This window comes from Microbulbifer mixtoriginis (SeqCode), from assembly GCF_052467945.1.
This window is the reverse complement of sequence record NZ_CP174328.1, coordinates 4,334,894-4,347,990: the sequence shown is the minus strand read 5'-3', so window position 1 is coordinate 4,347,990 and position 13,097 is coordinate 4,334,894. Positions and strand designations below refer to the sequence as shown.

The following is a 13,097-nucleotide window of genomic DNA, read 5'->3' as shown; positions in this document are numbered from 1 at the left end:
TCCAGCAACAAACGCAAAGGAGGGCCAATGGCCCTTCTTTGTTTTTCGCCGTTGGTCTGAGGGGACGAAAAGAGAGTGGAGAAAGCTGTGAGCGAAACCAATTCCGGGGTGCAAACAGAAACCGAAGCAAACCCCGAAGCCCAGACACCGCGATTGAGCCACGGCCTCTGCACCAGTGCCGGCATCAAACCGCAGAACGAAGATGCCGCAATCTATCACTGGCCAGACAACCCGCACTTGCAGGAATACCTGGGCGCAGTCGCCGCGCTGGCAGACGGCGTCAGCTCCGCCGAAGCCGGCGCCCTGGCCAGCCACACCGCCACCGAGCAATTTGTGCGGGACTATTACAAGGTGCCGGATACCTGGTCTGTCGCCCACGCCGGACAGAAAATCCTCGCCTCCATTAACAGCAAGCTATACCGCAAGAGTCACGACTTTCCCCAACAGGAAAAGGGCTTCCTCTGCACCTTCTCTGCCCTGATTTTTAAATCCCGCACTGCCCACTATTTCCATATCGGCGACAGCCGTATCTATCACCTGCGCGGTGACAACCTTAAATGCCTCACCCGGGACCACAACATCACCCTGGCCCATCGCCAGCAGATGCTATCCCGCGCACTGGGCATGGATACCGGCCTGCAAGTGGATTACGGCCAGCTCAGCCTGGCTAAGGACGATGTACTGCTGATTACCAGCGACGGTGTGCACGACTTTATCAAGCAGGATCTGCTGCGTGAGCTGCTGGCAGAGTCCCAATTAAGCGAACAGGAAACAGCAGAAACCCTGGTGCGCCTCGCCGAGGAAAACGGCAGCGACGATAACCTCTCCGCGTTAGTGGTAAAGGTAAAGGCACTGCCACAAACCACTCTGGACGACTACAGCCGCCAGCTTACTCGTCTGCCATTCCCGCCGGAGTTGGAACCGGGCATGGTATTGGATGGTTACCAGGTGGAACGGGAGCTGTTCTCCTCCCAGCGCAGCCAGTTGTACCTGGTGCGCGACAGTGCCACCGGGGAAATTCTGGTAATGAAAACCCCCTCGGTAAATTACGAGGACGATATCCACTATATCGACCGCTTTATTCAGGAGGAGTGGATAGGCCTGCGTATTCGCAGCCCCCAGGTAGTGCGCCTGCACCGCCAGACCCGCCCGCGCACCGCGCTCTATTACCTGATGGAGTATGTGCAGGGCAGCACCCTGGAGCAATGGATCACCAATAATCGCTTTCCCAAACCGGCGGAAGCGTTTCGTATTCTTAAGGAAATTGCCACCGGGCTGCAGGCCTTCCACGATCAGGAAACCATTCACCAGGATTTGCGCCCGGCCAATATCATGATCGACAGCGATGGGCGGGTAAAAATTATCGATTTCGGTTCAGTCTACGTAGCCGGCAGTGCCGAGATTTTCCGCCCCCTGGAGCACCCGGAAGCGCTGGGCACCGCCAGCTACTCCGACCCTCACTATATCCTCGGGCACAACAGCGGTATTCGCGGCGATATCTATGCTCTCGCCACTATTGCCTACGAAATGTTTACCGGAGAACTACCCTACGGCGAGGAAATCGAAAACTGCCGCTCCCACGCCGACTTCGAACGCCTGCGCTACCGCACCGCCAGCCAATTTAATCCGGTAGTCCCCATCTGGTTCGACCGCGCCCTGGAGCGCGGATGCAGTATCGACCTGGAACAGCGCTATTCCACCCTAACGGAATTTATGCGCGACCTGGCCAATCCGAACCCGGATTACTTAAAGGAAGATCCTACTGAAAAAGGGGATGCCTCTTTGTTCTGGAAGATTCTTTGTGGGATTTGGGTGGCTACTTTGTTGGCGGTGGCGGCGTTATTTTCTTCTAGTGGTTGAGACTAGGGAGGTACGGTAGCCTCACTTAAGAACATGCTGACCCAGAATACCTATAAAGGGCTCTAGTTTAGCAGATAGTTTTGGGCGGATATCATCGATCACACTTACTCTGTTCCACTTTGATATACAGCACTACACTTTACGATTACATATTTTGTTATGAGTGCAGATCAAGAGTAGCTGCGTAAATTCATAGTAACGGATGCGCTTGCATATTGATTTTTAATAGTTTAATTCTTTAAAAAAAACGAAATATAGTACAGCCGTAATATGTCCACTAAGGTAGTTTTTTGCCGATGCTGGCCAACCTGCTGAATGATATGTCTTTTTCTGGTTAAGGTGGCTTCCCATTCTAGAAGTATGTTAATAAGTGATATGATGCAGCTTCTTTTGAATACGCTGTTATAAATCATTATGAGTACCGAAGAAATATTTAAAATAGCTGCAGCAATTATCGCTTCATTAGGCGGCAGTGCATTATTACTTGGCGCTTTCTCTCATTGGTTAGGAAGCTTATGGGCTGAGCGAATGCTGCAAAATGAAAGAGCAAAGCATGAAGAAAGCCTTCAAAAATTAAAAGCTAAGAATGAGGCTACCTTAGAAGATTTGAAAGCTCAAATAGACTCTCTGAAACAAAAAGAGTTGAATCGCCACTTTGATAAACTAGCGATCTATAAAGATGTAATTCATATTGTTTCAGAAATTCTACGAGAAATAGAAGCTGTTGCTACATCAAAGCAAGAATCTATCAGTTCAGAAATTGAGCATTCTTTTTCATTAAATCGAAATAAAGCTTATGGTTACATATCGCTAGTTTCATGCCAAGATGTTTTGGATAGATACAATGAAATGATCGACTTCTTTTTACCTTTGCTTTACGAAGGTGGGCAGGCAACATGGGCTGAATTGAGAGAAAAGGCTGATTCTATGTTAAATGCCATGCGTGTTGACCTTGGAATAAATGAAGGCGAAGTCATGTACAGAGGTACAAGATGATTTAAAACAAGTACTCGGACACAATTTATGCTGCGCTTCAATTTACTCGGTGTTCCGGGCGTTAAGTGTCTAGAGCATTAATATGATTTCGAAGCCTGATCTGATAAAGATGTTATGGGGTATCGCAGTCCACAATAGCTACTAGATTGACTTAAATATCAAAATTGTTGGCGACGGTGGAGAAATTATTGCAAAATAAGAGCAGTATTTTGCACGTAAAATTGGAATTAACTTTCTACAAGTTAAATCCGAGTTAAATAAATTTAGTGTGAATAGTAGTATTGATATCCCAGCTATAGTTTTGTCTAGAAAGATTCCAAAAATTTTAAAAGGAACAAAGGCGGCCAAATATCTAGATATTTGTATTGAGCAAACAAGGCTATTTAGAAATGAAAATAATTAACAATTTTATCAACGAACGTCACTGCGTGGTTGGATAGCCGATGGGGTGGCCTTGCCCGCATACTGCCCGTTATAAGACAATATGTGAATGAGAAAACATGATGAAAGTAGCGGCTTCTATATTAATTATATTATTTTTAGGGAGTTGCTATCTCATTTGGCTAGATGATCAAAATTGGAGAGACATAATACCTATAGAATTCGATCTAGGTAGCACGCTTCACAGTAACAGTGATTTACAAGGTATAAGAGAAGCTTGTGGTGTTCATATATATGAGCTTGAAGAAACAACTTTAGATAAAATCAAAGCGGAGGGTCTTGAATTTCTCAATACAGCCAAACAGGCACGAGGGCATAGCAGATTTTATTATAGCTATGGAGAATGGATGCATACTCCAAGAAAGGATTGGAAAAGACCTGAAAACTGGGCCTATGAACTGATGTGCGCAAAGATGCCGGTAAAACTACAAGGGATCATTATTGATAGTGCAATAGCACCAGGCTCTTTTTACTCCCACGGACAAGAAAAAGTTCTCATGGTAATACCTGATCACAAAATCTTGGTCTTAACACACAATGGCTAAACTTTAATCACAAAAGATTTAGGCAAGCGGACAAATTACTCCGTTTTCGGCTCCGTAATTTGTCGCTCTTTCGAACGTTCCGCAGTCGCGTAAATTTTTTACCGATCTCCGTTTCCCAAGTTAGACCCTTTCTGTAAGCGAATATATATTTCCTCACGGTGAACAGGTAAAGATTTGGGAGCACGTATTCCTATCTTCACCTGATTCCCCTTAACTTCCAATACAGTGACTGAAACATTGGTCCCAATCCTTAAGTTTTCACCAGTCCGGCGCTTTAAGATCAACATAGTTATTTCCTACTGATACTCAAACCATGGGTAGACCTTCTCTGATGGAAGGCTGAGAAAGTAACGTTGTGAGGAAATAAGAGGTGGTGCGCGGGAACGGTAGGCATAGAAGAAGAAAAGGCAGGCACAACGCTTCCAGAGCTTGAGAAATCGCCCCAAGCCGCTGAATGTTATCCACTTTATTGAAGACGAGCGGGTTTCTAGCGTATGATCCATATAGCCATTTTGATAGGTAGATTATCAATTTGGTCAGCTGGCCCCTGGTGTTGCTGCACCTTGGGTCAGCGCCTTTTACTGTCTCTTACGTCACGCTACCGTTCTCCTGTGAGAAGATGGTTCTTTAGAAAACTCTTAGAAGTCTTGATTCTCTCGAATCCCTTTGGACTTTGGTCATCGGCCTACAAAAGGCCACCCAATTCCGGCAAAATACCAATAAATATCTTTCGATTTTACGCAGCTTTGACACTGAAACAAACTGAATAAAATCCAATAAGATCATTTTTGTGCCTATATTTTTGTGCTCCTTAGCTTAGATAATTTGCGTTATCCATAAGAGTGATGGTTTAGGTGGTTGCTCCTTACTCGCTCTCACGTGAGAAATAAAAGCAATTAATCATAAAATCACCACTCCGTGTGTCATTCTTGTGTCGATAGAAAAGATCCAAATAGTCTAAGGCTTGGAAGTATTGCAGTGAGACATGGAGAGTTGTTCACTTTTAGTCGCGATGCCATTTTCATAAAGTACTTAAAGCCCTGGTTAATCTGTACGTATGTTCCTATCTATGCATTGGTGATTTTTCTCCTGTACTGGCTAACTTACCGATTGATATATCCGCTCTGAGTATAGTCGTTTGCCATTTTGGCATTGGTCGACAAGTGATATTATGCAGCTTCAGTTGAGCACACTATTAAAGCTCTTTGGCAGGAAAGCATGAACTATAGAAATCTACTGTTAAAAAGAGGGTTTGGTTTCCATTAGCAATTCATAGCTAATGGAGATCCATATAGGGTATTTTCGACACCCTAAAACTAAGAACGAGATGAAGCAATACTATGCTTCGTTGGAAAATGAACTAGAGATCCCAATAAAGATTAGAAACCGTCGTCAACCAAAATGTTTACCAAACGCTTGGGATGACTATTTTCCTAGTAATATCTCTAATCGTAATTGGAAGCTTTTTCGAAGGAACCAGTGGAAGGGGTAGTTATCCACTTTAACAGGACGCTCCTGCTGAAAATCATAAGCTCCAGCTTTGACTCTACTTATGTTTTCAGCAGAGCTTGGTGTTGTATACAACCATGATTCAATTTACGGCGACAGCCACCTTGGGCACCATGAACTGCCCAAGCAAATCTAGAAACGGGATCAAACTTTACGGCATCTTACCAACTAAGAGAAAATAGCTCTTCAAATATAGTGGAAATATTTTGATTTAAGTATAGGAAATACTATGGAAGATTCAGCTTTTCACAATTACCCTTCTGTTATTGGATACTACCAAGCGCTCAGGGAAGAGGTTTGGTCTATTACACAGGAATCATGGCCCCAGACATCAATAAAAGGCATTAGTTTGAAGACAGCAAGACTGGCTGACTCTTGGAAAGAAATGAGAGGATCTAATCTAAGATCTTCGAGAGCCAGTTGGGACTGGGAGCCAGAATTTAATGCATATCAGAAGAAGCCAAAAAGATATGAAATGTCAGTTTGGTTTGAGAATCAACTTTGCGGGCTTTGTTATGGATTTGCATCCAAGCATGGTACAAAGGTAAGAATGAACCTTATCGAATCTACACCGGTAAGACCAAATCCCTTGGGAGAAGGTGTCTTTCCAATATTATCTTTTGGAGCTACGGTTTATGCCAACTTGATTAGTGCTGACGAGGTTTGGGTGTTAGACCCAGTAAAAGGTGCAATTGATTACTACGAAAGCCAAGGATTTTCAGCGCCTGAGATTTACCACGGAAAAAGAGTCGGAATGAAAAAATTATGAGTGGCTATAAATTCTCACAAGAAGAGAAAGATCGAATCAATAAGATTCGATCAAAGATGAAGAAACATGCTGAAGAAGTGAAAAAGAAATCAAAGGATACAACAATAGAAGAACCATCGGGAAAACAAACGAATCCAACTGAAATTGACCGTATGAAAGATCGAAAAAATGACGATTAAAGACAAACAGATTAGCAAGGAAGATATTAGAAAGTTTGTTGAGAAAAACAAATCTAAAATATTGAAAGAAGCTAAAGAGGTTGAAACAGCCATAAAGTCAAATAGATTAAAGAACCAGCAGAAACTATGAATCTTATACATAGTAGCTCTAGTTAATCGAGAAATAGAAGAGGCTGAATCTTCTGGACCACCTTTAAATCCGGTAAGATCTAAGGATTGATTTTATAGCTAGCTATCGCAAAGATTAGAATCTGTTTCTTATCCATGATTACTTATAAATTTCCTGAAGAAAAAGAATACGCGGAATTTTACGCGAAAAAGTTAGATGATGAACTTAGCCTGCAATTCCTTCAAAATGGCATTATTTTAAACAAATCCCAAGCCGAACATATCTGTCGTTTCTTTTGGGTTATGGTAGATACATCAATTGAGGACGAAAATAACGGAGTAAAGCTTCAATGGAATGAAGGAGCTTAATTTTGGAACGAAAAAATAATGAACTCCATTTCGGCACACCTTGAAGCCTTAGGCTATGAAGAAGAGTGGGAAAACGAAGTCGATAAGCAATAGGCATAGCTAGGAAGGATAGAGCGCGCGGCCGCGATCTATCCAGATGATGAACGCCATCAGCCCATCAAGACGACAGCGTCTATGAGTATTAATGATCTTCAGAACAATCAAAACCTTGACGATATATATGCTAACTAAATGAAGAAAATATCGATATCATTTTTAGTGAAGTTAATTTTTTATACGTAGTGAACATCAAATGGAAAAGCGCAAGAAATTACTTTGGTTCAGCCTTCTTACTGTCTCTCTAATTGGAATCGGATTCATACTTGGCATGTTTGGCAGTGCCCTAAAGCCTCCAGTAAATGCTGGTGAACTATCTCCTAGTATTGATATAGCTGACCTGGAACCGGGTGAAATACTTACTCGAGATGTAAATTATGAGGCGGGAGGGAAGTGGGGTTTTAGATACATAATTTATAAAAACTATGAGTCCGAAATCACAGTTTTTGGCGTTCCCCTCAGAGAAGGCATGGTAAACATGCCAGATATAAAGTGGTGGAGGTGGGGCACAGAATGTAGGAATTTTGGGCCGACCATGAAAAACGGTAAGGTAGTCCCACAAAGCCAGTTCAAATGTCATGATCACGAATTAAATACGTGGTTCGCCAAAGAAAATGTCTGGGATCTTGATGGGAATAACCTCGGCAAATATACAGAAGACATGGAAAAAGTAAGATTTTCAATAAAAGGTTTTGACCTTATACTACATATGTATTATTAGAAAATAAATCTACCCAGTCTGTCATAGAGCTTTTTAATGTCTGACCCGCTTCATTATGCGAGAAGTACAATTAAAAACTAATATGGGAAGAACAAATTATTTAGTATGTAGACTTAGTATCGCGATGCTATGTAGGTTCATCTCATATTTGCTGGTAGCGACCTTTCCAGCTCTTATTACCCTAGAACTAGCAAATTTTTATAGAACACTAGGGATGTATTTCCTTTATATAGCCGTTGCTCAATTAGCGGGGTTGTTATTTGTGATATTTAGGAGCAAGCGAGTACTGAATATCACAAATAGTCTTAACCTTGATGTGCTTTATACCTGTAATAATTTACTTTATAAAGATAGCTCCAGATGGCCTAAACTAATAAAATTGGTACGACCGAACCTTTTCTGCTGAACAACTGTTGCTCTGCTGCTACAGAATTTACTGTAAGTCTTGAGTATTCCATTGGGAGGGCAAAGGTACTATTATCCAAATAGATCCTGTTAACGGTTGTATGTAATGAAAGCAAAATTACAAGAATTAGTAAAAGATAAACCCATAGAGCAAAGCCCTCATTATCTTCTGAGTCAAGAATTAGAGTTCGAATTTTTAAAGTCCATTTTGACATTCGCTATGGCATTTATAGGCGGTATTGTTACTCTCAAAACCGCTCTTGGCATTGATAAACCTATTAATGAAGGGTTAACCTATTCTTTAGCCGCCGTCGTATTATCAGCTGTATGTGCCTTTCACGCACAACAAGAATTAATTAGTGACCTACGTAAGGGTCGGACAGCTAGTAAAATAAAACGTCTTTTCAGACATTTTCCCGGATTTTCCCTCCTTGGAATATCTATCAGTTATGCCTTTAGCTATTTCGAAAGCTCATTGCACTAACAGTACAAACTTAATAAATTTTTTAAGTGCTCCTATACAGCCGTTGCTCAAATAGCAGGGTTTTTATTTGTGATATTTGAGAACATGCGATTCCTGAATATCGCAAACTTGGCTTTAACCTTGATGTGCTTATACTTTTAATAATTTTTTTGTGAAAATAGTCCCAGATGGCCTAAGTTAACAATATTGGTACAAACGAACCTTTCTTGCTGAACTACTGTCGCTTTGTTACTAGATGTCTTACTGTAGGTTTTGGACATTCCATTGGACTGGTAAAGATACTATTATGTAAATTGATCCCATTGACGGTTGTACGTAATGAAAGAAAAATTACAAGAGTTAGTTATTAATAAACCCATAGAACAAAGCCCTCATTATCTTCTGAGTCAAGAATTAGAGTTCAGATTTTTAAAGTCTAATTTAACATTCGCTATGGCATTTATAGGCGGTATTGTTACTCTCAGAACCGCTCTTGGTATTGATAAACCTATTACTGAAGAGTTCACCTTCTCTTTGGTCGCCGCCGTATTATCAGCTCTATGTGCCTTTCATGCAAAACATGAATTAATTAGTGACCTACGTAACGGCCGAACACCTAGTAAAATAAAACGCCTATTCAGACGTAACCTCGGACCTGCCCTCCTTGCAATATCTATCGGATTTGCCTTTAGGTATTTCGAAAGCTCATTGCACTAACAGTACAAGCTTAATGAATTGATTAAGCACTCCGTTTTAACCGAGTAATTAAGATAGGGGGCATGGGGAATATGATAAAATCTTTGATCCCCATAGGCTGAGGTACAAAGAATATTACTGGTTAAGATGTTAGTGGTGTCCAGAACTGTAGGGCTACGAAGCTGAAGACTTTATACATATAGCCAATGATGCCTAAGAGAAGGTCACAGGAGAAGAGTCCCCTTATGACCGCTTTATCTCATGGCAAGCATTATGTTCGCACAAAACAATCAAAAAAATTAGCCACTTGGTAATTTAGCTATCATGCGAAGAAAAATGGATAAAAAGTTATTCGGCTTGCTCCCTGGTATAGGTATCTATGTCTATATCCTGGCAACTCAAGAAACTTTAACAGCCTCCAGCGTATTTGGATGGTTGGCTTACTCTATAGCCATTGGCTCTATGATATTCTTTGTCATGTTCGCCCCATATGGTAAGCAGAGCTCGTTCACAGTCTTTGGCCGAGAGCAACGTTATAGGACTCCAGTACCCATTATCCCAGTGAAAGTAGCACTCAGTATCCTTGGGGCTATAGTAGCCTCTTTTACAATCAGTTTCGTTCTCTACCATGTCAGCCAATAGCCACTTAATAAGGCTTATAAGCGAGATAATTCATTGCCTTTCCCTTTGCTAGACGTTATTCACTATGACTGAGTTCTTACATAAGTTTGCATGCTTCGATTGTCAGGTCGCCTTTAAGCGCCACGCTATTGAGGATGCATCATCTGGCTCAGCACACCAGTCTGATTCGAACATCATCCATAAGTGTCCAAATCGCGGTCCTCTTTACTGCCACCTGGATACCAAAGGTTTGAGCTGACCCACTTGCGCATCACAGAGCGTTGGCCCAAAGCCGCTATAATCAAACTCGCGAGATAGGCTCCGCCTAGTTTGTTATATTTTTTGCGAGCTGCATGACAGCTCGGTCAACCTTAGCGTTAGACAATGGTAGATGTCTATCCATGCGTTCGACCACAATCGGACGCGAACGGAGAAGAATTGAAAAATGAATAGTGAACAGGCCGAAGCTTTTCTGGATGAGATGGCCAAAGCGGTATGTGATCCAAACGCTGATTCTAAGGTCACCGACCGCTACTTTACCGAAGACTTCGTGCAGGTTATCGACGACACAACGATTGGGCGATCGCAACTCGATTCGCGTATCAATTTGCTCCGAATGGAGTACTCGGCCGTCAGGTTCGATTACCTTTCCGTAATTGGCGAGGGCGATCGGATAGCTGATATGCATCTGGTGCGCGCGAAGGCGAAAGATGGCCAACCGCTCACAATCAAGGTAATCAGCCTGTACACGCTAAGAGACGGTCGGATCTCGCGCGCCGAATCCCTTAGCCGCCTTATCGAAGGGACTGCGGAAGACCTGCAATTACTCGTGCGTGGTGAATGAGGCGATCGGACTGCGTGGACCTTGGTTTCATTGGAGACGATAACGCAAACCGCCTCCGGGTCTCGTTTTGGGGAAGTCCTCCAACTTCCTCTCGAATTGCTTGATCAGCTTAAGAGTCGCCCAGAGATTCATGGTCATCGAAGGCAACACCCAAGTGCAGACCGAGGTGCCGCTGTGTTCTACCATTTTTTATCCCCAAGATGGTAGTTAGTGGGTTGGGCCTTCTTATGAGTCAAGCTTCATATCAGCAGGTTACACAGATCTCACCTGATAAGGGTGTGACTTTCACCACACAATTTCATCATTTACTCTACCCATTAGATCACATGGCTTCAGTGCCCTTGACCACCTCGCCTCCAGGCTAAGCATTAAGTGATGTTTCTATTCGTCAATTCGTAGTTTTGCCAGCGGCCCCCTCCCCCTAAGATCTCACCTTGTTGCAGTTGCCATTCGCTGGTAGTTAGCATTTAATGGAATGCCATTAAATGATGATCTTCCTACAGGGGAGTTTCACCCTATTAGTTCACGCCTATGCTGGGCGTACCAAGTGCAAGCAATCTGATCTGCGGTTGCTGTCACCTTTTTTGCCAAAGCTCTGAAAAAAGGCGCCAGTAGCCTCCGGCAATTGAGGCAAGCATATCTTTCATCGTAATTGGCACTAATTATTATGCTCTTTAAGGGATCGTGTAAATGTAAGCATTGGCGGGTTGAAGTTCAGTTAGCTGGACCACTCGAAGGTTTGAATCCGCGCATTTGCGATTGTAATTATTGCCAAGCCAACCCGTCACGTATTATTAGTGATCCGAATATGTCAGTGGTTTTCATTGGTGATGGGATTTTAACTAAACAAAATGGCGATCAGCTTGCTAATTTCTACCATTGCAAAGCTTGTAATGAACTACTAGCCGTAGGCTGCAATATAAATGGTCGGCTTCGCGGAGCAGTAAATTCCAATTTATTACAAGACGTGAATCAACTTGGCAACCCTATTCAAATTCAGCCAAGACTATTGAGTGCTGATGAAAAGCTTGAACGCTGGGATAAGTTGTGGGGTGTCCTTAATGGGTTTTGAAACTTAAAATGTTAAGGCTTTCGAACGCTTCGGTCCGCAGCTTGAGGCTTTATGAGTCAGGGAGAAAAAACAGCGCCGATAACGCCTTGGCATTTATACAGGAACTGATATGACTAGGTCTGATAAGTTCTGGGATAGAAAAGCAGAGGAGTATGCCAGGAGCCCTATTTCTGACGAGGCAAGTTATCAGAAGAAGCTCTCAGATACTCAGAAATTCTTTAAGCCTGATATGAATATTTTGGAGTTTGGTTGCGGAACAGGGACTACAGCGATTTGCCACGCTCCACATGTGCAACATATTGAAGCGGTAGATATATCTGAAAATATGCTTGAGATTGGTCGAACTAAGGCCAGGGAAGCCTGCATCGATAATATTAGATTTACCAGAGGTACATTAACCGAATTCAATGCTGAGTCTGCAAGTTTTGATGCAGTATTGGGTTTAAATGTTATTCACTTATTACCAGATAGAAGAGATGTTTTGGCAGAAGCTGCTAGAATCCTCAAGCCTGGTGGCGTTTTCGTGAGTAGTACCGTTTGTATGGGTAATTCCTATATACGGTTTATTAAGCTCTTAACACCTCTGGGAAAATTCATGGGCATAATGCCCGATGTCTTCATCCTAACAAAAGTAAAATTAGAGAAAGAAATTCAAGACGCTGGTTTTACCATTGAAGTTATATGGCAGCATGGAATGCATGACATGGTAGTTTTCATTATTGCGCGTAAAATATGAATGATATTTCTATAACTTTGTTATGTCTCCAGAAATACAAACCATACTTAGATACTTAACAGTGAGGATACTCAAATGAATACAAATGCAGTTTGTTGGTTTGAAATTTATGTAAATGATATGGTTCGTGCAAAGTCCTTTTATGAAGCTGTTCTCAAGCAGGAGTTAACTCGACTAGACAATCCTGACGAAGCAAAAGACTTCCCTCAACCCGAGATGTGGGCATTTCCAATGAAACAAGAGCCGGGTGCAAGTGGAGCAATTTGTAAAATGGAGGGTGTTGAAGCAGGAGGTAATAGCACTCTAGCGTATTTTGATAGCGAAGATTGTTCTGTTGAACTGGCCAGAGTCGAGCCAGCAGGTGGGAAGGTAGTAGTGCCTAAAATGTCTATTGGAGAGCATGGTTTTATCGCAATAGCGCAAGATACCGAAGGAAATAATATCGGTTTTCATTCAATGAAATAGCCAGTTATCACCTGCAAACATTAATTCACACAACTGGTTGCTTAAATATCGTACATTGCCTTCATCAAGGCACTAAGTTGTGCTCAAATTAAGCCGGCTTACCCTATTGATGAAATTAAAATTAGCGTGGAATAGCTAAGGCTAGCAATTTTGTGCAGTTAACGTTTTTGGCTAGCCTTACCAAAGTAGCCCAATACCATCC

15 protein-coding genes are annotated in these 13,097 nt (G+C 42.4%); 14 read left to right on the top strand and 1 reads right to left on the bottom strand.

The window, feature by feature from the left end; translation table 11 throughout:
• The first annotated feature begins 87 nt into the window (after window positions 1-87).
• The 3 genes from ACJJIJ_RS18945 to ACJJIJ_RS18935 all read left to right on the top strand — a co-directional run bounded on the left by ACJJIJ_RS18945 (window position 88) and on the right by ACJJIJ_RS18935 (window position 3,842).
• Entirely contained in the window at window positions 88-1,860 is a 1,773-nt protein-coding gene (locus tag ACJJIJ_RS18945; RefSeq protein ID WP_444938156.1) for a bifunctional protein-serine/threonine kinase/phosphatase, read from the top strand.
• A 414-nt stretch (window positions 1,861-2,274) separates the two neighbouring features.
• Window positions 2,275-2,856 carry a hypothetical protein gene (locus ACJJIJ_RS18940; RefSeq protein ID WP_444938155.1) on the top strand — a complete coding sequence of 194 codons (582 nt, stop codon included), beginning with the start codon at window positions 2,275-2,277 and terminating at the stop codon, window positions 2,854-2,856.
• Window positions 2,857-3,356: 500 nt separating this feature from the next.
• On the top strand, window positions 3,357-3,842 hold the full coding sequence (locus ACJJIJ_RS18935; protein ID WP_444887736.1) for a hypothetical protein: 486 nt from the start codon (window positions 3,357-3,359) through the stop codon (window positions 3,840-3,842).
• A gap of 98 nt (window positions 3,843-3,940) precedes the next feature.
• Here ACJJIJ_RS18935 and csrA read toward each other — a convergent pair whose 3' ends face one another.
• Entirely contained in the window at window positions 3,941-4,129 is a 189-nt protein-coding gene (gene csrA, locus ACJJIJ_RS18930) for a carbon storage regulator CsrA (protein ID WP_444887735.1), read from the bottom strand.
• Window positions 4,130-5,580: 1,451 nt separating this feature from the next.
• Here csrA and ACJJIJ_RS18925 point away from each other — a divergent pair.
• The 11 genes from ACJJIJ_RS18925 to ACJJIJ_RS18875 all read left to right on the top strand — a co-directional run bounded on the left by ACJJIJ_RS18925 (window position 5,581) and on the right by ACJJIJ_RS18875 (window position 12,895).
• Window positions 5,581-6,120 (top strand): hypothetical protein, encoded by a 540-nt coding sequence (locus ACJJIJ_RS18925; RefSeq protein ID WP_444887733.1) that lies wholly within the window; start codon window positions 5,581-5,583, stop codon window positions 6,118-6,120.
• Window positions 6,117-6,299, top strand: coding sequence for a hypothetical protein (locus ACJJIJ_RS18920; RefSeq protein ID WP_444938154.1), 183 nt, complete (start codon window positions 6,117-6,119; stop codon window positions 6,297-6,299). The genes ACJJIJ_RS18925 and ACJJIJ_RS18920 overlap by 4 nt, the downstream gene beginning before the upstream one ends.
• A complete protein-coding gene (locus ACJJIJ_RS18915; protein ID WP_444887732.1) occupies window positions 6,289-6,429 on the top strand; it encodes a hypothetical protein in 141 nt (46 codons plus the stop codon). The genes ACJJIJ_RS18920 and ACJJIJ_RS18915 overlap by 11 nt, the downstream gene beginning before the upstream one ends.
• Window positions 6,430-6,563: 134 nt before the next feature.
• Complete coding sequence (locus ACJJIJ_RS18910; RefSeq protein WP_444938153.1) at window positions 6,564-6,776, top strand: hypothetical protein; 213 nt, start codon at window positions 6,564-6,566, stop codon at window positions 6,774-6,776.
• Window positions 6,777-7,068: 292 nt separating this feature from the next.
• Window positions 7,069-7,593: a hypothetical protein gene (locus ACJJIJ_RS18905; protein WP_444938152.1), complete on the top strand. Its 525-nt coding sequence runs from the start codon at window positions 7,069-7,071 to the stop codon at window positions 7,591-7,593.
• A gap of 511 nt (window positions 7,594-8,104) precedes the next feature.
• A complete protein-coding gene (locus tag ACJJIJ_RS18900; protein WP_444938151.1) occupies window positions 8,105-8,482 on the top strand; it encodes a hypothetical protein in 378 nt (125 codons plus the stop codon).
• Window positions 8,483-8,800: 318 nt separating this feature from the next.
• A complete protein-coding gene (locus ACJJIJ_RS18895) occupies window positions 8,801-9,178 on the top strand; it encodes a hypothetical protein (protein ID WP_444938150.1) in 378 nt (125 codons plus the stop codon).
• Between the two features lie 1,045 nt (window positions 9,179-10,223).
• Window positions 10,224-10,622: a nuclear transport factor 2 family protein gene (locus ACJJIJ_RS18890; RefSeq protein ID WP_444938149.1), complete on the top strand. Its 399-nt coding sequence runs from the start codon at window positions 10,224-10,226 to the stop codon at window positions 10,620-10,622.
• An 808-nt stretch (window positions 10,623-11,430) separates the two neighbouring features.
• Window positions 11,431-11,694, top strand: coding sequence for a hypothetical protein (locus tag ACJJIJ_RS18885; protein WP_444891623.1), 264 nt, complete (start codon window positions 11,431-11,433; stop codon window positions 11,692-11,694).
• A gap of 109 nt (window positions 11,695-11,803) precedes the next feature.
• A complete protein-coding gene (locus ACJJIJ_RS18880) occupies window positions 11,804-12,430 on the top strand; it encodes a class I SAM-dependent methyltransferase (protein WP_444938148.1) in 627 nt (208 codons plus the stop codon).
• A 75-nt stretch (window positions 12,431-12,505) separates the two neighbouring features.
• Window positions 12,506-12,895 (top strand): VOC family protein, encoded by a 390-nt coding sequence (locus ACJJIJ_RS18875; protein ID WP_444938147.1) that lies wholly within the window; start codon window positions 12,506-12,508, stop codon window positions 12,893-12,895.
• Window positions 12,896-13,097 lie beyond the last annotated feature (202 nt).

Bases quoted from the DNA above. Each gene is read 5' to 3' on its own strand.
- ACJJIJ_RS18920 (WP_444938154.1), top strand. From the start codon at position 6,117: ATGAGTGGCTATAAATTCTCACAAGAAGAGAAAGATCGAATCAATAAG.
- ACJJIJ_RS18940 (WP_444938155.1), top strand. From the start codon at position 2,275: ATGAGTACCGAAGAAATATTTAAAATAGCTGCAGCAATTATCGCTTCA.
- ACJJIJ_RS18900 (WP_444938151.1), top strand. From the start codon at position 8,105: ATGAAAGCAAAATTACAAGAATTAGTAAAAGATAAACCCATAGAGCAA.
- ACJJIJ_RS18875 (WP_444938147.1), top strand. From the start codon at position 12,506: ATGAATACAAATGCAGTTTGTTGGTTTGAAATTTATGTAAATGATATG.
- ACJJIJ_RS18925 (WP_444887733.1), top strand. From the start codon at position 5,581: ATGGAAGATTCAGCTTTTCACAATTACCCTTCTGTTATTGGATACTAC.
- ACJJIJ_RS18895 (WP_444938150.1), top strand. From the start codon at position 8,801: ATGAAAGAAAAATTACAAGAGTTAGTTATTAATAAACCCATAGAACAA.
- ACJJIJ_RS18885 (WP_444891623.1), top strand. From the start codon at position 11,431: ATGTCAGTGGTTTTCATTGGTGATGGGATTTTAACTAAACAAAATGGC.
- ACJJIJ_RS18915 (WP_444887732.1), top strand. From the start codon at position 6,289: ATGACGATTAAAGACAAACAGATTAGCAAGGAAGATATTAGAAAGTTT.
- ACJJIJ_RS18910 (WP_444938153.1), top strand. From the start codon at position 6,564: ATGATTACTTATAAATTTCCTGAAGAAAAAGAATACGCGGAATTTTAC.
- ACJJIJ_RS18890 (WP_444938149.1), top strand. From the start codon at position 10,224: ATGAATAGTGAACAGGCCGAAGCTTTTCTGGATGAGATGGCCAAAGCG.
- ACJJIJ_RS18880 (WP_444938148.1), top strand. From the start codon at position 11,804: ATGACTAGGTCTGATAAGTTCTGGGATAGAAAAGCAGAGGAGTATGCC.
- ACJJIJ_RS18935 (WP_444887736.1), top strand. From the start codon at position 3,357: ATGATGAAAGTAGCGGCTTCTATATTAATTATATTATTTTTAGGGAGT.
- csrA (WP_444887735.1), bottom strand. From the start codon at position 4,129: ATGTTGATCTTAAAGCGCCGGACTGGTGAAAACTTAAGGATTGGGACC.
- ACJJIJ_RS18905 (WP_444938152.1), top strand. From the start codon at position 7,069: ATGGAAAAGCGCAAGAAATTACTTTGGTTCAGCCTTCTTACTGTCTCT.